Origin of the sequence: Clostridium saccharobutylicum DSM 13864 (assembly GCF_000473995.1) — a bacterium.
Lineage (GTDB): Bacteria > Bacillota > Clostridia > Clostridiales > Clostridiaceae > Clostridium > Clostridium saccharobutylicum.
The window spans coordinates 3,519,555-3,539,490 of sequence record NC_022571.1 but is presented as its reverse complement, the minus strand read 5'-3'; the positions used below and the strand labels follow the sequence as shown (position 1 = coordinate 3,539,490).

20 protein-coding genes are annotated in these 19,936 nt (G+C 28.1%); 17 read left to right on the top strand and 3 right to left on the bottom strand.

Annotated elements, in window-relative coordinates; genetic code table 11:
• Nucleotides 1-3 precede the first annotated feature (3 nt).
• The 3 genes from CLSA_RS15385 to CLSA_RS15375 all read left to right on the top strand — a co-directional run bounded on the left by CLSA_RS15385 (nt 4) and on the right by CLSA_RS15375 (nt 3,784).
• Complete coding sequence (locus tag CLSA_RS15385; RefSeq protein WP_022747315.1) at nt 4-1,710, top strand: ABC transporter ATP-binding protein; 1,707 nt, start codon at nt 4-6, stop codon at nt 1,708-1,710.
• Nucleotides 1,707-2,537 carry an energy-coupling factor transporter transmembrane component T family protein gene (locus tag CLSA_RS15380; protein WP_022747314.1) on the top strand — a complete coding sequence of 277 codons (831 nt, stop codon included), beginning with the start codon at nt 1,707-1,709 and terminating at the stop codon, nt 2,535-2,537. The genes CLSA_RS15385 and CLSA_RS15380 overlap by 4 nt, the downstream gene beginning before the upstream one ends.
• A gap of 716 nt (nt 2,538-3,253) precedes the next feature.
• Nucleotides 3,254-3,784 (top strand): cob(I)yrinic acid a,c-diamide adenosyltransferase, encoded by a 531-nt coding sequence (locus CLSA_RS15375; protein WP_022747313.1) that lies wholly within the window; start codon nt 3,254-3,256, stop codon nt 3,782-3,784.
• Nucleotides 3,785-4,162: 378 nt separating this feature from the next.
• On the opposite strand, the gene CLSA_RS23185 is transcribed toward CLSA_RS15375, so the two are convergent.
• Both CLSA_RS23185 and CLSA_RS15370 read right to left on the bottom strand, forming a co-directional pair.
• A complete protein-coding gene (locus tag CLSA_RS23185; protein WP_077866945.1) occupies nt 4,163-4,354 on the bottom strand; it encodes an AzlD domain-containing protein in 192 nt (63 codons plus the stop codon).
• A 49-nt stretch (nt 4,355-4,403) separates the two neighbouring features.
• The gene (locus tag CLSA_RS15370) at nt 4,404-5,045 is read right to left on the bottom strand and encodes a lactate utilization protein (protein WP_022747312.1); all 642 of its coding nucleotides are present in this window, start codon (nt 5,043-5,045) and stop codon (nt 4,404-4,406) included.
• 109 nt (nt 5,046-5,154) lie between these two features.
• On the opposite strand from CLSA_RS15370, the gene CLSA_RS15365 reads away from it, so the two are divergent.
• The 11 genes from CLSA_RS15365 to CLSA_RS15315 all read left to right on the top strand — a co-directional run bounded on the left by CLSA_RS15365 (nt 5,155) and on the right by CLSA_RS15315 (nt 14,631).
• Nucleotides 5,155-5,499, top strand: a complete 345-nt coding sequence (locus CLSA_RS15365) for a winged helix-turn-helix transcriptional regulator (RefSeq protein ID WP_052334810.1) — start codon at nt 5,155-5,157, stop codon at nt 5,497-5,499.
• A 562-nt stretch (nt 5,500-6,061) separates the two neighbouring features.
• On the top strand, nt 6,062-6,580 hold the full coding sequence (locus CLSA_RS15360) for a bifunctional adenosylcobinamide kinase/adenosylcobinamide-phosphate guanylyltransferase (RefSeq protein ID WP_022747311.1): 519 nt from the start codon (nt 6,062-6,064) through the stop codon (nt 6,578-6,580).
• A 170-nt stretch (nt 6,581-6,750) separates the two neighbouring features.
• Complete coding sequence (locus CLSA_RS15355) at nt 6,751-7,506, top strand: adenosylcobinamide-GDP ribazoletransferase (RefSeq protein ID WP_041716298.1); 756 nt, start codon at nt 6,751-6,753, stop codon at nt 7,504-7,506.
• A gap of 185 nt (nt 7,507-7,691) precedes the next feature.
• Nucleotides 7,692-8,069, top strand: coding sequence for a bifunctional adenosylcobinamide kinase/adenosylcobinamide-phosphate guanylyltransferase (locus CLSA_RS15350; protein WP_041716297.1), 378 nt, complete (start codon nt 7,692-7,694; stop codon nt 8,067-8,069).
• Between the two features lie 210 nt (nt 8,070-8,279).
• Nucleotides 8,280-8,906, top strand: a complete 627-nt coding sequence (locus CLSA_RS15345; protein ID WP_022747308.1) for a histidine phosphatase family protein — start codon at nt 8,280-8,282, stop codon at nt 8,904-8,906.
• Between the two features lie 123 nt (nt 8,907-9,029).
• Nucleotides 9,030-9,974, top strand: coding sequence for an adenosylcobinamide-phosphate synthase CbiB (gene cbiB / locus CLSA_RS15340; RefSeq protein ID WP_022747307.1), 945 nt, complete (start codon nt 9,030-9,032; stop codon nt 9,972-9,974).
• A gap of 62 nt (nt 9,975-10,036) precedes the next feature.
• Complete coding sequence (gene cobD / locus CLSA_RS15335; protein WP_022747306.1) at nt 10,037-11,107, top strand: threonine-phosphate decarboxylase CobD; 1,071 nt, start codon at nt 10,037-10,039, stop codon at nt 11,105-11,107.
• A gap of 56 nt (nt 11,108-11,163) precedes the next feature.
• The gene (locus CLSA_RS15330; protein WP_022747305.1) at nt 11,164-11,826 is read left to right on the top strand and encodes a Dph6-related ATP pyrophosphatase; all 663 of its coding nucleotides are present in this window, start codon (nt 11,164-11,166) and stop codon (nt 11,824-11,826) included.
• A 221-nt stretch (nt 11,827-12,047) separates the two neighbouring features.
• Nucleotides 12,048-13,547, top strand: a complete 1,500-nt coding sequence (locus CLSA_RS15325) for a cobyric acid synthase (RefSeq protein ID WP_022747304.1) — start codon at nt 12,048-12,050, stop codon at nt 13,545-13,547.
• A gap of 14 nt (nt 13,548-13,561) precedes the next feature.
• The gene (locus CLSA_RS15320; protein WP_022747303.1) at nt 13,562-14,077 is read left to right on the top strand and encodes a hypothetical protein; all 516 of its coding nucleotides are present in this window, start codon (nt 13,562-13,564) and stop codon (nt 14,075-14,077) included.
• A gap of 44 nt (nt 14,078-14,121) precedes the next feature.
• Nucleotides 14,122-14,631 carry a hypothetical protein gene (locus CLSA_RS15315; RefSeq protein WP_022747302.1) on the top strand — a complete coding sequence of 170 codons (510 nt, stop codon included), beginning with the start codon at nt 14,122-14,124 and terminating at the stop codon, nt 14,629-14,631.
• Between the two features lie 287 nt (nt 14,632-14,918).
• On the opposite strand, the gene ytaF is transcribed toward CLSA_RS15315, so the two are convergent.
• Entirely contained in the window at nt 14,919-15,545 is a 627-nt protein-coding gene (gene ytaF, locus CLSA_RS15310; protein ID WP_022747301.1) for a sporulation membrane protein YtaF, read from the bottom strand.
• A 405-nt stretch (nt 15,546-15,950) separates the two neighbouring features.
• Between ytaF and CLSA_RS15305 the strand changes: the two genes are divergently transcribed.
• From CLSA_RS15305 to CLSA_RS15295, 3 genes are all read left to right on the top strand, one after another.
• Nucleotides 15,951-16,964 (top strand): Gfo/Idh/MocA family protein, encoded by a 1,014-nt coding sequence (locus tag CLSA_RS15305; protein ID WP_022747300.1) that lies wholly within the window; start codon nt 15,951-15,953, stop codon nt 16,962-16,964.
• 222 nt (nt 16,965-17,186) lie between these two features.
• The gene (gene yidA / locus CLSA_RS15300) at nt 17,187-17,993 is read left to right on the top strand and encodes a sugar-phosphatase (RefSeq protein WP_022747299.1); all 807 of its coding nucleotides are present in this window, start codon (nt 17,187-17,189) and stop codon (nt 17,991-17,993) included.
• Nucleotides 17,994-18,755: 762 nt separating this feature from the next.
• Nucleotides 18,756-19,865: an HD-GYP domain-containing protein gene (locus CLSA_RS15295; protein WP_022747298.1), complete on the top strand. Its 1,110-nt coding sequence runs from the start codon at nt 18,756-18,758 to the stop codon at nt 19,863-19,865.
• Nucleotides 19,866-19,936 lie beyond the last annotated feature (71 nt).

The window sequence follows — 19,936 nt, the reverse complement described above, 5'->3', positions numbered from 1 at the left end:
TGTATGAAAAAACCTGTAATTGAGTTCGTAAATTTTAGTTTTAAGTACAGAGCTCAAGCAAAACCTACATTGAATAATATAAATTTAACTATATATGAGGGTGAAAAGGTACTTATTGTTGGGCCATCAGGTTCAGGTAAGAGTACTATTTCTAATGCGATTAATGGATTAATACCTTTTAAGTATGAAGGGGATGTAAGCGGAAGCTTAAAAGTTAATGGCAAGGAAACTAAAGATCTTAGTATATTTGAACTTTCTAATATGGTTGGAACTGTTCTTCAAGATCCAGATGGACAATTCATTGGACTCACAGTTGGCGAAGATATAGCTTTTAAATTAGAAAATGATTGTGTAGAGCAAGAGCAAATGAAAGAAATTGTTAGAGAAGCAGCTAAAGTTGTTGATATAGATAATAGGATTGATTCATCGCCACACAGACTTTCAGGAGGACAAAAGCAAAGAGTATCACTTGCGGGAGTTATGGTTGGAGATGCGAATATATTATTATTTGATGAGCCATTAGCTAGTTTGGATCCTGCAACAGGTAAAACTGCAATAGAGCTTATTGATAAAATACAAAAATCAAGCAATAAAACAGTTGTTATTGTAGAACATCGTTTAGAAGATGTTCTTTATTCAAGTGTAGATAGAATTGTAGTAGTTGACAATGGAATGATTATTGAAGATTCTAGTCCAAATAAATTGCTATGTTCAAATATATTAAGTGAAACCGGAATAAGAGAGCCTTTATACATAACTGCGTTAAAATATGCAGGTTGTGAAATTAAGCCAGAGCTAAAGCCAGAACATATTACTTCTTTAGAAATAAATAAATGCAAAGATGACCTTAATAAATGGTTTGAAGATAGAGAAGAAGAGAAGATTAAAGATAACGATGAAATTATTCTTGAACTTAAAAATATTAATTTTACATATAACAATAAGAAAGATACTTTAAAGGATGTATCTTTTAAAATACATAAAGGTGAAATGGTAAGCATAATTGGAAGAAATGGTGCAGGCAAATCAACAATATCTAAGTTGATATGTGGATTTTATAAGCCTTCTAGCGGAGAGATATTATTTAAAGGAAGAAATATAGATAAGGATACTATAAAAGAACGTGCAGAAAAAATAGGCATAGTTATGCAAAATCCTAATCAAATGATATCTAAAACTATGATTTTTGATGAAGTAGCATTGGGATTGAAGGTAAGAGGTGTACCAGAAGAAGAAATTAAAGAAAAAGTTTTTGAAACTCTAAAAATATGTGGATTGTATGAATTACGTAATTGGCCAATTTCAGCTTTGAGCTTTGGTCAAAAGAAGAGAGTAACTATAGCTTCTATATTAGTAATTAATCCAGAAGTTATAATATTGGACGAGCCAACAGCAGGTCAAGATTTTAAACACTATACTGAAATCATGGAATTTCTTTGTGAGCTAAATAAAAAAGGTGTAACAATAATAATGATTACCCATGATATGCATTTAATGCTTGAATATACAAATAGAGCTATTGTACTTTCAGAAGGAATGAAACTAATGGATGATAGTGCAGCTAATGTTCTTACTGATGAAAAAATAATTAAAGAGGCAAATCTTAAGGAAACATCATTATATCAATTAGCAGTTAGAGCACATTTAAGTAATCCAAGAGAATTTGTAAAAAGATTTATAGATTGTGATAGGAGGATAAGAAAAATATGAATGAAGCAATGCTTGAGTATTCAGAAATAGATTCACCTATTCATAAATTAACAGGGGCAACAAAGCTTATATGTTTGATATTATGGTCATTAACATCAATGTTAACTTATAATACGTATATTCTTGTCTTTATGGTTATATTTGGTGGATTCGTATTTAAGTTATCTAAAGTGAAATTTAAACAAATATCTTTTGTAGTTTATTTTATATTATTATTTTTACTTATAAATAATATAACTATTTTTATATTTGCTCCATATCAAGGTGTTGAGATATATAAAAGCAGAACAGATTTATTACATTTAATTGGTCCATATACAATAACGGTTGAGGAACTTTTTTATCAATTTAATATTACTATAAAGTATTTTTCCATAATCCCTATAGCATTATTATTTATGGTTGCAACAAATCCAAGTGAATTTGCAGCATCATTGAATAAAATTGGTGTTAATTATAAAATAGCATACTCAGTAGCTATAGCATTAAGATATATACCAGATGTACAACATGAATATATGGATATATCATTTGCACAACAAGCTAGAGGAATAGATATGTCAAAGAAAGCAAATTTATCAGCTCGTATTAAAAATTCTGTTTCAATACTTATGCCACTTATATTTTCTAGTTTGGAAAGAATAGAAACAGTAAGCTGTGCTATGGAGCTTAGAGCTTTTGGTAATAAGAAAAAACGTACATGGTATAGTGAGAGGAAATTTAAAAAAAATGATTATATATCAATGATAGTACTATTGTTATTATTTTTTATATCTATAATAATTACATTTAAAAATGGAAGTAGATTCTATAATCCTTTTATATGAACATAATAAGGCACAATCAAATAAATAACAAGTCCATTTGCCAGTCTATTTTCCATCATAGGAAGCTCGACTCGCATACGCTCACTGAGTGCTCTCTGAGTAAGCGACCATCATCAAATCATAAATTTTGGTTCACTGCTCACGTTGGCAAAATACCATAATAGGCCCGCTATGATAGCACTTTGTCTCCTTGCCTGATAAAAAATACCCATGGTAAATTGGACTTCTTATTTATTTTCATGTGCCTAAGTTACATTCAAAAAAATAAGCACTATACATATATAAGGCGTTGAAAAATATATTTTTGATGATTTGTTATAATTTGAATATGGATGAAAAGCAATGAATTAAGATATTATTTCATTTTTTATACGATTACATTGAGTTTTGTGATATACTTTAAATAAATACAATAGGAATTACCAACCACAATATGAAAATCTTTACAACTGAAAAAAGAGAAAAATAAATTTATTTTAATAAGAATTTATAGAAGAACAAAAGAAATATTAATATTTGTTAACTAGAAATATATGAATGAATATTGATATCGTAAAGCAATTTTATATTGGGTGTATTAAAGAAAATATGTTAGGATGCTGACGTATTGTTTGTTTAATATGCCGTATATATTAATAAACTTTTTTAAATAACATACAATTTAATAAGTAAATAAATAGTATGTTAAATACAGTAAACACGAAAGGACTGATTTTATGGAATTAGGATTAATTCATATTTATTGTGGTGATGGTAAAGGAAAAACAACTGCAGCTATGGGGCTTGCCTTGAGAGCTGTAGGTCATAACAAAAAGGTGTTATTAACTCAATTTCTAAAAGACAATGAAACTGGTGAATTAAATTCCATTAAAAAACTTGGAGACAACTTTGAAGTTTTTAAAGGAATTCCAGTAAAGAAGTTTTTTAAATTTATGAGTCCAGAAGAACAAATGGTAACTAGAAAAGAGCATGAAGAAAGATTTAGAGAAGTAATCAAAAAAGCTAAAGATAAAAATGTTGATTTGCTTATATTGGATGAAATAATGGCAGCAATTAATTTGAAATTAGTGCCTTTAGATGAAGTGATGGAATTTCTTAAAAATAAACCAAAGGGATTAGAAGTTGTTTTGACAGGTAGAAATCCAGATAAGAAATTAATTGATATTGCAAATTATGTGTCAGAAATAAAAGCAGTGAAGCACCCATATGAACAAGGAATAACTTCAAGAATAGGAATAGAAAAATAAGTTTTACAAATATTAAATTTAAGTGGAAACTTACCGAAAGAAGCTGTATTCTTTTTCGGAGTGTTGCATTTATAATTTGGCTGTGGATTTCTAACAGCAGAAGTTGTACCAATTCCTGCATGCTCCTCAAACAAGTCGAGGACAAGCAAGAATGGAACAATTTCTACTGAAGAAATACCTACAGCCAAATTATATAGCAATCGAGAAAAAGAATACAGCTTCTTTCTAGTTTAGATACATTACAAAGCAAGAGCATAAATTTAATTAGTAATTTGTCTATCTGAAAGAGGATGTTATTAACTTATAAATTAATGATAGCTTCACATATTTAGAACATTGTGAACTACTGAAAATAATATTCTCACAATACACACTAATTCAAATAAATATAAACTGAACAAGTAACATATAAAATATTGTACCCCCACAAATGCTAAGTAGTGTATTTATCTTCCATATATGAATAATTGCATATGACAGTACGCTACCTAAGTATACTATGTATTTAGGAGTTTCCTTATTAGCTGGAAATAATATAAATGGAATTAATCCTCCTAATTTAAAAATCATTATGCACAGTTATATGTGCTTTTATTCTGCCAATACACAAATAATAAAATTAATAGCCTAAATTTTCTCCTACAATAATTACTTTGATTTTATCTTTTGGATTACAAAGCCTTAATGTAACCATAGATCTACATATAGAATCTGGTGATTTACAGTCTGCACATTCTCCAGTTATTCTACATGGTGTTTTTGCATTACCAAAGCGTTGGCAGTTTATTGGAGCAGCAACATTTCTGACGCGCTTCATTGCATCTTCAGCTGTTTTAACCACTTTATTTATTCCAACAATTACAATAATATTTTTAGGCCCAAAAATAAGTGAAGCTGCTCGATTTCCTGTTCCATCAATTAGGCAGAGCTGACCATCCTCACTTACTGCATTTACACTTGTTAAATATGTGTCCGAAAAATAATGTTCTTTTTCATAATCAGATCGACTTTCAAATGGAACTGTATCTCTATCATAGACTATGTAATTTCCTTCTTTCACCTTTTGAGTTAAGCCAATTGCACGAATAGTATCAGAACCGCCCCAAGTAATACTGTCACCATCAGGTATCAATGCTAATGCCTGTTGCAGTGCATCTTCTTTATTTGGACAATAGCATGCAGAAAAATGACGACTATTCAATTCCTTTACCAAACTTTGTCCTAATTTTTGATTTCTTTCCTGTTGTGGTGATTGCTTCATTTCTCATTTCTCCTTTTTCTTTTAATATATTTAGCGTTATAATTAGTATAAATACTAGGAAACAAGCATACAAGTACGCACATTTTTGTGCCTTAAACAGGAGGAGTTTATGCCAAAGAATGAAGAACAAGAAGTTATTAATGAGAGAAACTGCGTGATGATATATTCCATGGAAATTCTAGGTGGAAAATGGAGAGTGCCAATAATATGGAAATTATATCAAAATAAAGCTATGCGTTATAATGAGCTTAAAAGAAATCTAGTAGGGATTACGAATATTATGCTTACAAGGTCACTGAAAAGTTTGGAAGAAAATGGGCTTGTGAGCAGAGTGGAGTTTAACCAGATTCCACCACGAGTAGAGTACTCATTAACGGATAACTGCTTACAACTAGTGCCAGCATTAGAAACTATTTTTAATTGGGGAAAAGAGAGGATGACAAAAGAAAATTAGTTCACGTTCACAAACTGGATAGCCTATTATATTTTAAGACACTATACAAGTATTTAAACCTATGTGGTGTTTTTTTAATCATTAACTTTTTCTAAATAGTAAATTCCAAAAATCATAAGAGCCTTTCTGTTCTTGATGTTGCGCAATAATTTACAATTGGAAATTAGATTTAAACCTTGTAATATACTCTAACTAGAAAATAAGGGGACTCTTTTGCGGAGCATTGCATTTAGAATATGGCTATAGGTATTTCTTCAGTAAAAGTTGTTCTATTTTTGCTTGTCCTTAGCTTTAGCTGAGGAGCATGCATAAATGGAACAACTTTTACTGGTAGAAATCCATAGCAGTATTCTATAGCAATCGAGCAAAAGAGTCCCCTTACTTTCGGTTAGTTACCACATAAATTTAAATATTAAGCTGTTTATATATTATGAATTTTGTAAATTGTACAGAGATTTTGTGAAGATATAATTTCTTTTATGTGGTATAATCCTTAATAAGAAAATATTGAATATAATACTAAGTATACTCAGAGAAGGAAAGATAGGAATAATAAACAAGTATGAATTATTTGATAATTGGTGGGTCAAAAAGTGGTAAATCAAAGATTGGTGAAGAAATATCATTAAAATTGAATAGAGATAAAGTTATTTACATTGCAACTATGAATCCATATGATAAGGAAGATGAAAAAAGAATAGAATTACATATTAAGAGTAGAGAAAATTTAAATTTTGTAACAATAGAAAAGAATAAGAATTTACATGAAATTGTTAGATTACTTAATAAATATGATACTGTATTATTAGACAGTATAACATCTCTGTTAGCAAATGAAATGTTTGTAGAAAATGAAATAATAAAAAATTCATCAACTAAAATATTAAAAGGAATTAGTGAGATTATTAATAAGGTGAGAAATACTGTTATTGTATCTGATTATATATTTAATGATTCTATAATATATGATGAAGTGACAGAAAAATATAAAAAGGAATTAGCTACTATCAATAGGAAGGCAGCAAGTTTGTGCGATCATGTTATAGAGTGCAGCTTTGGAAATATTAAATATTATAAATAGAAAGTTAATATTTGTTTTCAGGCACATGAAAGAAAACAACAGGTACAAAATGTGCCGTAGTTACATAAGTGATTCACAATAATACAATTATATTTTGTGAATTTTTAAGAAATAGTTTTATTTCGTGAAAATGCTAAAAAGTACATAATACGAAAGGAAATAATACAATTATGAAAAAACTATATAAAGGATTTATTATGGCATTAAGTATGTTCACTATACTTCCAACACCATATATAGAATGGGATGACGATGGCGTTAAGAATATGATGAAATTTTATCCTATTATTGGACTTATAGTTGGAGGTATATGGAGTTTAGTTTATTACTTAATGAATCTTTTAAATTGCTCTATTATTTTAAATACAGTAATAACAATGATAATTCCATTTATAATAACGGGAATGATACATTTAGATGGGTTTATGGATGTATGTGACGCAATTCTTTCTAGACGTGATAAAGAGGAAAAGCTTAGAATATTAAAGGATTCTACAACAGGGGCATTTGCAGTGGTTTCTTTAGTTATGTTATTCTTTTTACAATTTGGAAGTGTATATTCTGTTATCGAGAAGAGAATTCCTTCGTATGTGCTGATTCTAATTCCAATAGCAAGTAGAAGTATTGTTTCATATTTTCTTTTGAGTATATCAACAATAAAGGAAAGTTCATTAGGAACATATTTTAAAAAAGGTACTGGCAGTTTAGATAAGCTGCTTATGATATTAGCATTAATAATAACAATGTTAATTTCAATTATATTGCTTAAGTATAAAGGAATTTTAATGATTGTATTCATATTTATAGCGGTTAGTTTATCAGTATTAAAATGTATTAAGGAGTTTGGTGGTATATCTGGTGATGTAGCAGGATTTGCGTTAGTTATGGGGGAAGTTGTGGGTATTTTGGCACTAGGTATTTTTTAAATAAATTTGTTATATATTTAAATGTACCTTGTATCAGTAGAATAATAATTACAGGCCTGAAAGTAATTAACTAGATATTTTATGAAAGTATATACATAAAATTAGTGGACTAATTTCTAAAAGAGATTGAAATTGGAAGAGATTAATTTGCTTTGTGTGATATATCTAACATGGAGGGAAAAATAGTGATTTTAATATTTGGTGGAGCATATAATGGAAAGCTAGAGTTTGTAAAAAAAAAGTATGAATTATTACAAGATGAAATATTTTTTTGTAATGATGAAAACTTAAGATATGATAAAAAAGTTATATGTGGTTTACATTTGTTTACAAGGAACTGCATTTTAAAAGACATAAATCCATTAGAAATATTACAAAATAACATTGAACGTTTGAAAGATAAAATAATTATTTGTGATGAAATAGGATCTGGAATAGTTCCAATGGAAAAATTAGATAGACAATGGAGAGAAGATACTGGTAAGGTATTGCAATTTCTAAGTAAACATTCATATAGTGTTTCTAGAATATTTTTTGGTCTTGAGGAGAGTTTGAAAAATTAATTTAATCACGTAAAAATGAATAACAAGTCCAATTTGCCATGGATATTTTTCTGCACGCAAGGAGGTGAATTGCTCTCATAGCGGACCTATTAGAGCAATTTAACGACGTAGTGTGATGGGGAATAGGCTGATAAATAGAATTGTTACTCATTTGAATGTGCCTTAAGCATATAGTATTTTATGTGATTAAAAGATTTAGGAGAGAGAAGTATGAAGGAAATTAAGCTATATTTAATTAGGCATGGAAAAACATACTGTAATGAACAAAGATTATATTACGGTAAAAGTGATGTTAATTTATGTGAATCAGGAGTAAAGGAATTAATTGAGAAAAAAAATAATATTATATATCCAGAATGTGAATTTTATTTTACAAGTGGAGCGAAGAGAGCAAATGAAACATTAGAAATTATATATCCTGGAGTGAAATATAAGATTTTGGAGAAGTTGTTTGAATATGATTTTGGAGAGTTTGAATTGAAATCATATGAAGATCTTAAGGATAAAAAAGAGTATATTGACTGGATAAATGATGATGAAGGCCACATTAAGTGTCCTAATGGGGAAAGTAAATTTGAGTTTAAAAAAAGAGTTATAGAAGGTTTTAATGAACTTATAAAATACTTGAAAAAAGAACATATAGCAACTGCATTGGGGGTAACACATGGTGGAAGTATTGGCATAATATTAGAAACAATGTATGATAATAGTCTTAAGTTTTATGAATGGCAACCTAAAAATGGAGAAGGATATGAACTTATTATACAAATAAAAGATGATGGTGAATTTAATATAGAAAGGATACAGCAATTCGGAGTGGAGATAAATAAAAACTAGAAGTTTTATATAAGGTGAAAATGAAAAACTTAAGTGGTTTATGTACACATAAGAAAGTCTAACAAAGCTATTTTAGTATAATTAGATTGAGTTATTTTAATTACGAATTGATAAGTGAATAACATGGAATTAACAATAGGATTTATTTTAGATTTAATAATAGGAGATCCCAATAATCCATATCACCCTATAAGGGGAATAGGATTGATTGCAAATAGATTAGAAAAGTTTTTTAGAATAGTTTTAAAGAATTCGCTAAGGTTTGCTGGATTAATAGTATGGATACTTACAGTTGGAATAACGTTTTCAATAACGCTTGGAATTGTATATACAGCTAAAAAGTTAAACGCGCAACTTGGAATGATAGTAGAAGGTATTTTAATATATTTTTGTATATCATCCAAAGGACTAGTTGTAGAAGGATATAAAGTAATACGATTTTTAGTGAAAAATGATATTGAAAATGCAAGAAAGCAATTATCATATATTGTAGGACGCGATACTACAAGTTTAGATAAAGAAGGAATAATAAGAGCAGTTATTGAAACAATAGCAGAAAATATGGCAGATGGAGTTATAGCACCATTATTTTATGCAGGAATATTTGGAGCACCATTATCATTTGCTTATAAGGCGGTTAATACTCAAGATTCTATGTTTGGTTATAAAAATGATAAATATATGGAATTTGGATATTTTCCAGCAAAGTTAGATGATGTATTTAATTATATTCCAGCAAGAATAACAGGAATATTGATAATTATTTCATCTTTTATTTTAAGATATGATTATGGTAATAGCTTTAAAATTTATAAACGAGATAGATATAATCACACAAGTCCAAATAGTGCTCATCCAGAAGCAGCAATGGCAGGAGCATTAGATTTGCAGCTTGGAGGCGATAACTATTATTTTGGGAAGCTTGTAAAAAAGCCAACAATTGGAGAAAAGATTAAAGAAATTGAAATTGAAGACGTAGATAGGACAGCTAAAGTACTTTATTTATCTTCATTTTTGGGATATTTATTAGCATTAGCTATGAGATTTATAATAATTAGATATATTTAAGGCATAATTAAAAAATAATAGAAGTAGCCTGATTTTTAAAAATAGTAAAAGGGGGGAGTGCTATGGCAAGTTTCGGACATGGTGGAAATATTAAAGAGATAAGCAGGCAAAATGGAATTGATTATAATAATATAATTGATTTTTCTGCTAATATAAATCCATTAGGTATGCCAGTTAGTGTAAAATCAGCAATTATAGAAGGTTTGCAGCAAATAGAAAAGTATCCAGATATAACTTATTTTGAACTTAAAAATGCAATAGCAGATTTCGAGAATATAAATAAAGATAATATAATATTAGGAAATGGAGCAGCAGAAGTTCTATTTAATATAGTTAGAGGAATTAATCCAAAGAATTCATTGATTTTGGCACCTACTTTTTCAGAATATGAAGAAGCAATAACGTCTGTATCTGGAAGTATAACTTCATATGTTCTTAAAGAAGAGAAAAACTTTGAGATACAAGAAGATATTTTAAATTACATAAATGAAGACTTAAATTTAATATGCATATGCAATCCTAATAATCCAACAGGGGTGGTTACATCTAAAGAAATATTAGAAAAGATTTTAATTAAATCAAAATCAAATGATGTAATGTTACTTATAGATGAATCATTTTTAGATTTCATAGAAGAAGATTTATCAATGATGGAGTATGTAAAAGATTATAAAAATTTAATTATAATAAAATCATTGACTAAGTTTTTTGCATTGCCAGGTATAAGAATTGGATATGGAATATGTAGTGATGAAACATTTCTGGAAAAGATTAATAAAATAATACCAGCTTGGAATATAAATATTTTTGCAGAAATAGCTACAAAAGAATCTCTTAAAGACGAAAATTATATAAAAACAACGCTAGAATTTATTAGAAATGAAAAGCAATATGTATATAATGAATTAAAGAAAATAAAGCAAATCAAAGTTTATAAACCAAGTGCAAATTTTATTCTATTAAGAACAAAAGATAAAGTGGATTTGAAACAAAATCTTTTGCAAAATAATATATTAATTAGAAGTTGCAGTAATTATGAAGGCTTAAATGAAAATTATTATCGAATAGCAATAAGAAGTCGTGATGAAAATGCCAAATTAATAAAATATATTAAGAAGAATTTACAAAAATAATAAAAAATAAAGGGTTACTTTTAATAAAAATTTGTATTATAGTAGAGGTAAGAGATATGAAAAAGCAAAAAATTGTAGTTTCTTTTAGCGGAGGAAAAGATAGCACTTTATCACTTTATAGAATGTTAAAACAAAATTATGAAATTATTGGATTAGTAAGTACATTTGATAATGATGGAGATTCTTGTTTTCATAAAATACCCAAAAGAGTTATAGGAGCAATTTCTAAATCATTAAATATTTCATTGATTGAGGTGAATTGTACAAAGGGAAATATATATGAAGAAGAATTTGAAAAAGCATTAACATTTGCAAAGGATAAAGGGGCTGAAATTTGCGTATTTGGTGACATTGATATTGAACATCATAAGAAGTGGGGATTAGATAGATGCGCTAAAGCAGGTCTTGAAGGAGTATTTCCTCTGTGGCAACAAGATAGAGAAAGTTTAACTAATGAATTTTTAGATTATGGTTTTAAAGCCATAATTAAAAAAGTTAATTTAAAAGAACTAAATGAAGAATTTATTGGAAGAGAATTAACTAAAGATGTTGTTAACAAAATAAAAGAAAATGGTGCAGATCCAAGTGGTGAAAATGGAGAATATCATACACTTGTATTTGATGGCCCAATATTCAAAGAAAAAGTAGAATTTGAAGTATTAGGCAAAGAAATAATAGGACAATACGGATATTTAACAATCAGCAATGAATCATGTTAGGCACATTGGACTTGTTATTTATTTTAATGTGCCTTAAAAAATAGTAAGTCAATGTTATAGTCTATATTGAACAGTGTTAATTCAGGCTCACGTAATAGATAAGTTATATGATAAACATAACTCCTTGCCTAACACAAGATATGCATGAAATTTTTGACTTATTATTTTATTTCATATGGTTAAACAATAAATTTGTAATTCAACATTGAGAGGGATAAATTATGAATAAGAAAAGTATCATGTTTTTAGGTACAGCATCTTCTGTTGGAAAAAGTACTTTGGCAACAGCGCTATGCAGATTCTTAAGAAATAAGGGCTTAAATGTAGCTCCTTTTAAAGCTTTGAATATTTCATTAAATTCATATGTTACAAAAGAAGGTTTGGAAATGGGAAGAGCGCAGGTAGTTCAGGCAGAAGCTTGTAATCTTGAACCAAATGCACTTATGAATCCTATTTTATTAAAGCCAAGTGGTGGCCATACACAAGTAATTGTTAATGGAAAGGTTTATTGTAATATTGAACCTTATAAGTATAAAGAATTAAATGAAAAGTTAAAGTATTATGTTAAAGAATCTTATAATAAATTAAGTGAGAATCATGATATTATTGTTCTAGAGGGTTCTGGAAGTTGTGCAGAAATCAATTTAAGGAATAGTGACATAGCTAATATGGCTATGGCTGAGATGGCAGATGCTCCTGTGATTTTAGTTTCAGATATTGATAGAGGAGGCGTGTTCGCATCCATTGTTGGAACACTGCAATTATTAACAGAAGATGAAAGAGCTAGAGTAAAAGGTGTAATAATAAATAAATTTAGAGGAAATAAGGATTTATTTAAATCTGGAGTGAAACAATTAGAAGAAATTATAAAACTTCCTGTTCTTGGAGTTATGCCATATGAAAAATTTGATATTGAAGATGAGGATAGTGTAACTGAGAGAATTAAAAATGAAGAACAAGAAGGAACTTTAGATATTGTAGTTATCAGACTTTCACATATGTCAAATTTTACTGATTTTTCTATGCTAGAAAGAATAAGTGGAGTTACAGTTAGATATGTAAAAGATCCTAAAGAATTAAAAAATCCTAATTTAATAATAATTCCTGGTACTAAAAATACAATAGAGGATTTAAGGGTTTTAAAGGAGAATAAATTATTTTATAAGATAAAAGAAGCAAAAGAAAATGGAATACCTATATTTGGAATATGTGGAGGATATCAAATGCTCGGAACTTTTGTCCTTGATAAGTTAGGGGTAGAAGGGGAAATTTCACAAGAAGAAGGTTTTGGATTCTTAGATATAAAAACAAGATTTAATGAAAATAAAATTACTAAGCAAACAAAAGCAGAAGTATTATGTAATTTGACGCATGTAAATAGGATAGAAGGAAGCATACTCTGCGGTTATGAGATTCATAATGGTATAAGTAAAATAGGTAAAAAAGCAATTCCTTTTATTAAAGATTCAGAAGGCTCAATCATAGGTGTATGTGATAGCAATAAAATTGTGGCAGGGACATACTTACATGGTATCTTTGATTCAGAAGAATTTATAAATTCATTTGTAAAATCTCTTAAGGAAAAAAATAATATTATGGTGTCAGAAGAAGATATCATAGTAAAAGTAAATGAGTATAAAGATAATGAGTATGACAGGTTAGCAAAAGTTTTTGAAGAAAATATACAAATTGATGTATTAAGAAATATGATTGATATTTAATTGGGAGTATATAAATGATAGCAGAAACAGAAGAAAGATTATTAAATTATATAAAAGAACGTGCCAAAAAGAATATTGAAGGAAAAAGTTTTTTTACAATAACAGATTTGTTAGAGGAAGCATTTTATATGCCTAAAGATAGAGCATATGAAGTTTTAAAAAACATATTGGCTAAAAAAGATATAGGCAATTCTCAAAATGCAATAATAAATGAGTATATAACTATGCTGAGAAATGGATTTTCTTCAATACAAGAACAAGTAGAGGTCTTTGGCGGAGATAAGTTATCTCGTGTAATATCTACAGCAGAAAATAGAATTAAAAAATATAATGGTGGTACATTTTTTGAAGTTCTTAAATATGTTTATAATGTTTCAGAAGAGGATATTTTGATGTTAGTAGAGAAATATTTAAATTTCTTAAAATCACCATCATTTGTTTTTAGATTAGATAAAGATTCTTTTCATAAATTTTTAGAGTCAGATTTAGAAGAATTGGATAAACAATTTCAAAGATTTCTTGATTTGTAATGAAAAATATATATTTAAAAAGTTAACGAGGGGGATACTTAAAGATGGCATATGACAATCAGGAATTATTTAAGTATATAGAAAAACGTGCTAAGTATAATGTTAAGGACAAAAAGTTTTTTAGAAATACAGATGTATTAAAGGAAGCGTTCTTAATATCTGAAGATAAAGCTTATGAGATTTTAAAAGATATAATGGCTAGAAAAAATATTGGTAATTCTAAAGAAGCTATCATAGATGAGTATATGAAAATGTTAGAAAATGGTTATTCGTCATTAAAAGAGCAGGTAGAGTTATTTGGAGGAAATAAGTTACTAGCTATAAAGAAAGAAGCAGATAGTAGATTTAAGGAGTTTAAAGATGGAACAATTATAGATATATTTAAGAATATTTATAATGTTGCAGATGAGGAAATAGGCTATATATTAGTTAAGTATATGGAATTTTTAACTTCTTACGAGTTTTCATTTAAGGTAAATCAAGAAACTTTTTATAAATTTTTAGAGGAAGATTTAGATGAATTAGATAAACAAGCCAAAAGATTTGATTTTTAAATTATATTAGTAAGTAAATTTTTGAATCAATATATTATGTACTATACTATAAAATTAATGGGCACTCTTTTCATAAGTGTTACTAAATGTAGTTATGATTATTTTTTCAGTAAAAGTTATCTGATTTCTGTTTGTCTTTAAATTATTTAAAGAAAGGCAGGAATTAGTATGACTTTTAATGTTAATAAATCACAGTTATATTATACAGTAACTGAGTAAAAGAGTACCCTTTTTTGTTATTCATTATATAAGTTTAAATTTATTTATCCACAATAAAATAATAGATTTTATTTCATAAATCGTATTATAGCTAATATTATAAGTAATACACCAGACAACCATGATAATTCAAAATGTAATTTTTCAGCAAATTTATGACCTAGAAATACTCCAAAAGTTACTGCGATAAGTCCGACTATAAAGCACAATACTAGAACTTGGGTATAGTTAATACTACATAAGCTAGAACCAAAACCAACAGCAAGACTATCTAAAGATAGTGCAGTAGCTAAATAAAATGATTCTTTAGGGCTTAAGGATTTAGATTTGTCGAAGTCAGCCTTTGTTTCATCTGCATAAACTTGTAATACGAATTCAAAATCAAATATTTTAAAAGTCAAAGGTATATCAGCCTTGCATTTTTTTGAAATATATGATTTAAATATGAATTCAAACAAACGATATATACCAAGTGCCATTAAAAGTAGAAAACCTAAAGTCATAGGAATATTTCCAGGAAGAAAACTTTTAACGATTGATCCAAGTAATAAAGAACAAGCTAAAGTAGACGTACATACTAAATTTATTATTATAGCACAAGGTGGAGGAATATGAATTTTAGATGCTCCATATGCAACGCTTGCAACAAATGAATCTATACATAAAGATGATACTAATAATAACGATTCAAGCATAACATTACCTCATAAATTTATAGAATAGGATATACAAGAAAATAGAAAATCAATAATAGCTACGTTTTATTTTAAACAAGATTTGATGGAATTTTGATTTGCTATTTTGGGGACATCCTTACAGTCCATAATATGAAAAAAAACTACTATTAGTTACAATTTTAGAGTCTACAATTGAAAATGTTAACAATTCAGTGTAAACTAATATAAGGTACATTCAAAAAAATAACAAGTCCATTTGCTAGCCTATTTTTCATAAGAGGAAGCTCGATTCACACACGCTCACTATGAGGAAAATTAGTTTCCTTGTCTGATGAAAAATATACATGACAACTTTGTGGGCTTATTATTTATTTTCATGTGCGTAAAAAGTGATTATTACTTTTTATAAAGAGGTGGAGAAGATTGAGGAATGAAAAAATTAGATTTGGAATTATTGGAACAAGTAAAATTACTGATGAATTCTTAAAGGCTTCTAAAAAGGTAAAGGATTTTAATTTAAATGCTATATATTCTAGAAAAGAAGAAACTGCAAAAGAATTCGCATTGAAATATGAAGTGAAAAATATTTTCACCAATATAGAAGAAATGGCTAAGAGCGATTTGATAGATGCTGTTTATATTGCATCACCAAATGCATTTCATTATGAACAAGCTAAAATATTTTTAAGTAATAAAAAACACGTATTTTGCGAAAAATCAATGGCATCTAATTCTAAAGAGATTGCTGAAATGATAGATATTGCAAAAAAAAATAATGTACTTTTAATGGAAGGTATGAAAACAACACTCATGCCTAATTTTCTACGAATAAAGGAAAATCTTTATAAGATAGGTAAGATAAGAAGATATTTTGCAAGCTATTGTCAATATTCTTCAAGATATGATAAGTATAAAGAAGGTATTGTATTAAATGCATTTAAAAGAGAATTATCTAATGGAGCAACAATGGATATAGGTGTTTACTGTATTTATCCTATGATATGCTTATTTGGATTGCCTAAAGAGATAAAAGCAAATAACTTTATGTTAGAGTCAGGGGTGGATGGGCAAGGTTCTGCTATATTAAAATATGATGATATGGATGGGATAATAATTTATTCTAAAATAGCAAATTCTTATTTACCATCAGAAATTCAAGGTGAAGATGGGTCTATAATTATAGACAACATTCATAATATGTCTAACATAACAATTAAATATAGAGACGGCAAGAGTGAAGTGATTTCAACAGAGCAGGTAGAAGAAAACATGATGTATGAAATTGAAGAATTTGTTAATTTGATTAATACAAATTTATTTGAGTCAAAAATAAACAGTTATGAGAATTCATTAAATACAAGCAAAGTTATGGAGGAAATAAGAAAGCAAATGGGTTTGGTTTATCCAGCAGATTTAGAAGAGCTGTTTAAGAACTAAGGTGCTTAGTAATTGTAAAGATATTTAATTTCCGTACCTGATGAAAAATAATAATAACATTTGGGAATTGTTATTTTTTTATGTATTTAAAGAAACAGAAATTTTGTCGAATACAAAGGCACATTATCTGCAAAATTTATTTGCTTATGGTATACTATATTAAATATAATATAGATAGATTTTTACTATACAATGAAATGTGATAAGATATGGAGGATAAGTATGTATAAACTAATTGCGTTAGATATGGATGGAACATTACTTACAACTGATAAGAAGGTATCAGAAAAAACTAAGGCTGCTTTAAAAGCTGCTGAGGAAAAAGGCGTTAAAGTAGTATTGGCATCAGGAAGACCTTTAGATGGATTAACAAGATACCTAGAGGAACTCGATTTATTTAAAGGTGAAGATTATGTACTTAGTTTTAATGGTGGATTAGTTCAAAATACTAAAACTAAAGAAGCTGTATCAAAGTGTTCTTTAAATGGGGCAGATTTAAAATATGCTTATGAAATTGCTAAAATGCTTAATGTTAATATTCATGCATTTTCTGCAAGGGAAGGATTAATAACACCTAAAACTAGCCAATATACAGAATATGAAGCTGATATGAATGGAATTAATCTTACAATAAAAGATTTTAATGAAATTCCTGATGATGAAGATATAATAAAAGTAATGTTTATAGACCCTCAAGATATATTAGATCCAGCTATAGAGAAGTTACCTAAAGAAATATATGATAAATATAGTGTTTTTAAGAGTTCACCATTCTTCTTAGAAATTACTAATAAAAATGTAGATAAAGGACTTGGACTAAAAAGATTGGCCGAGCATCTTGGAATAAAACAAGAAGAAATTATTGCTTGTGGAGATGCGGGTAATGATTTATCTATGGTAAAATATGCTGGATTGGGAGTTGCGATGGAAAATGCGACTGAAGACGTTAAGAAAGTTGCACAGTTTATAACTACATCAAACGATAATTATGGAATAGCAAATGTAATAGAAAAATTTATTTTAGAATAGTGCAAAAATATTTATAGAGATGATATAAGTTACCGAAATAAGCTGTATTCTTTTTCTCGGTTGCTATATAATTAGGCTGTGCATTTCTACCAGCAGAAGTTGCACCCATTCATGCATGCTCCTCAAGCAAGTTAAGGACAAGCAGGAATGGAACAACTTCTACTGAATAAATACCTACAGCCTAATTATAAATGCAACACTCCGAAAAAAATACAGCTTCTTTCTAGTTCAGAATACATTTCAAAGTATAAATCTAGTGCAAAGTTTGTTTAGGAATATTCAAAAAAACATATAATTTATAATAGATTCAATGATAATGCATAGAATTCCTTGCTCGTGAAAAAATTTAAATCAATATAATTCTAAACATGGAATGATATACTGGGTTAATATGAATAGAAAAGTATAATATAATATAAATTAAAGAGTAGAATGTAAAATTGATTATAAAATGCTAAAGATGTGTTAAATGGATTCGATAATATAAATGCTAAGCAGTAGGTTAGATATCCTCCTGCTTTTGTTATTAATATTTAATGCACATGAAAGAAAATAACAAGTCCAAAATGCCATGATTATTTTGCATCGGGCAAGGAATATGCTAACGTAAAATAGGCTCGGCAGATGGGCTTGTTATTTTTTGAATGTACCTAAATACAAGTTATAATAATTATCAAACAATAATGATATTACACTCTATTTCAAATATATTAATTTAAGCGTAAGTAATAAATTAAGTATTTATAAGGGGGGAATGTAAATATGAGGCTTATGCCTATTGAATTTGTAAGACCTAATACAGTATTAGGAAAGACATTATATGATATAGATGGTAGACTTTTATTAAGAGCAGGTTCTGTTTTAAATCAAGCTACTATAAATAAAATAAAAGAGATAAATATTCTATCTATCTATATAGTGGATAAATATAGTAATGAGGAAATTGAAGATGTTATTAAACCGGAAATACGACAAAAGGCAATTATAATGATAAAAGAAGCTTTTTCTAATATAGAGAGAATTAATACAAGTAATAAAATTAGAAATAGTGAAAAAGATTACACATGGCAAGAACAAAGTTATTTTTATAATATAGGAAAAATGGCGGAAAGTATAATAGAGGATATATTAAATCATAAAGATGTGGTACTTGCTTTAGTTGATATAAGAAGCATGAATAACTATGTATATTCTCATTGTGTAAATGTTGCAGTAATATCACTTACTATTGGGGTAGCATTTAAGTTGCCTAAAAAGAAATTAGAAGCACTTTGCATAGGTGCATTAATTCATGATATAGGAAAAGCATTACTTCCTAAAGAAATATTAAACAAGCATGGAAATTTAACTGACGAAGAAAAAGAAATTGTAAAACAACATCCTCGACTTGGATATAGGTATTTATCAAGTACTTATAACATAAATAGTTTAAGTAAATTGGTAGTATTACAACATCATGAAAGACCAGACGGTTTAGGATATCCAGATGGATTAACTAAGGAAAATATAATTGATTTAAGCAATATTGTGAGCATTGCAGATGCATATGATAACCTCTCAACAGATTTGCCAGAGAAAAGAGCTATGTTTCCTAGTGATGTTTTAGAATATTTGATGTCAAATGCGGTAAGCAAGTTTGATTATGAAATTGTTAGTGTTTTTTGTAGAATAGTTATACCTTTCCCAAAGGGAACATTAATAGAACTTAGCACGGGGGAAGTAGCAAGGGTAGAAGAAACAGTACCGAATTTTCCTCTTAGACCAATTGTAAGGATAATTAAAAGTTCTAGGTCAAGTAGGATAGATATGAAAGTTAGCTTGATTTCTGAACTTTCAATAGTTGTTACTGCAATTAAATATGATATGAACTAGTGTATAAATATTTGGAACTTAAAGTTATTTAGTAATTAACCGAAAGAAGCTGTATTCTTTTTCTCGGTTGC

Coding starts and splice junctions, on each gene's coding strand:
- cobD (WP_022747306.1), top strand. CDS start 10,037: ATGGCAAGTTTCGGACATGGTGGAAATATTAAAGAGATAAGCAGGCAA.
- CLSA_RS15355 (WP_041716298.1), top strand. CDS start 6,751: ATGAAAAAACTATATAAAGGATTTATTATGGCATTAAGTATGTTCACT.
- CLSA_RS15375 (WP_022747313.1), top strand. CDS start 3,254: ATGGAATTAGGATTAATTCATATTTATTGTGGTGATGGTAAAGGAAAA.
- ytaF (WP_022747301.1), bottom strand. CDS start 15,545: ATGCTTGAATCGTTATTATTAGTATCATCTTTATGTATAGATTCATTT.
- CLSA_RS15370 (WP_022747312.1), bottom strand. CDS start 5,045: ATGAAGCAATCACCACAACAGGAAAGAAATCAAAAATTAGGACAAAGT.
- yidA (WP_022747299.1), top strand. CDS start 17,187: ATGTATAAACTAATTGCGTTAGATATGGATGGAACATTACTTACAACT.
- CLSA_RS15380 (WP_022747314.1), top strand. CDS start 1,707: ATGAATGAAGCAATGCTTGAGTATTCAGAAATAGATTCACCTATTCAT.
- CLSA_RS15295 (WP_022747298.1), top strand. CDS start 18,756: ATGAGGCTTATGCCTATTGAATTTGTAAGACCTAATACAGTATTAGGA.
- cbiB (WP_022747307.1), top strand. CDS start 9,030: ATGGAATTAACAATAGGATTTATTTTAGATTTAATAATAGGAGATCCC.
- CLSA_RS15330 (WP_022747305.1), top strand. CDS start 11,164: ATGAAAAAGCAAAAAATTGTAGTTTCTTTTAGCGGAGGAAAAGATAGC.
- CLSA_RS15360 (WP_022747311.1), top strand. CDS start 6,062: ATGAATTATTTGATAATTGGTGGGTCAAAAAGTGGTAAATCAAAGATT.
- CLSA_RS15385 (WP_022747315.1), top strand. CDS start 4: ATGAAAAAACCTGTAATTGAGTTCGTAAATTTTAGTTTTAAGTACAGA.
- CLSA_RS15315 (WP_022747302.1), top strand. CDS start 14,122: ATGGCATATGACAATCAGGAATTATTTAAGTATATAGAAAAACGTGCT.
- CLSA_RS15320 (WP_022747303.1), top strand. CDS start 13,562: ATGATAGCAGAAACAGAAGAAAGATTATTAAATTATATAAAAGAACGT.
- CLSA_RS15365 (WP_052334810.1), top strand. CDS start 5,155: ATGCCAAAGAATGAAGAACAAGAAGTTATTAATGAGAGAAACTGCGTG.
- CLSA_RS15325 (WP_022747304.1), top strand. CDS start 12,048: ATGAATAAGAAAAGTATCATGTTTTTAGGTACAGCATCTTCTGTTGGA.
- CLSA_RS15345 (WP_022747308.1), top strand. CDS start 8,280: ATGAAGGAAATTAAGCTATATTTAATTAGGCATGGAAAAACATACTGT.
- CLSA_RS23185 (WP_077866945.1), bottom strand. CDS start 4,354: ATGATTTTTAAATTAGGAGGATTAATTCCATTTATATTATTTCCAGCT.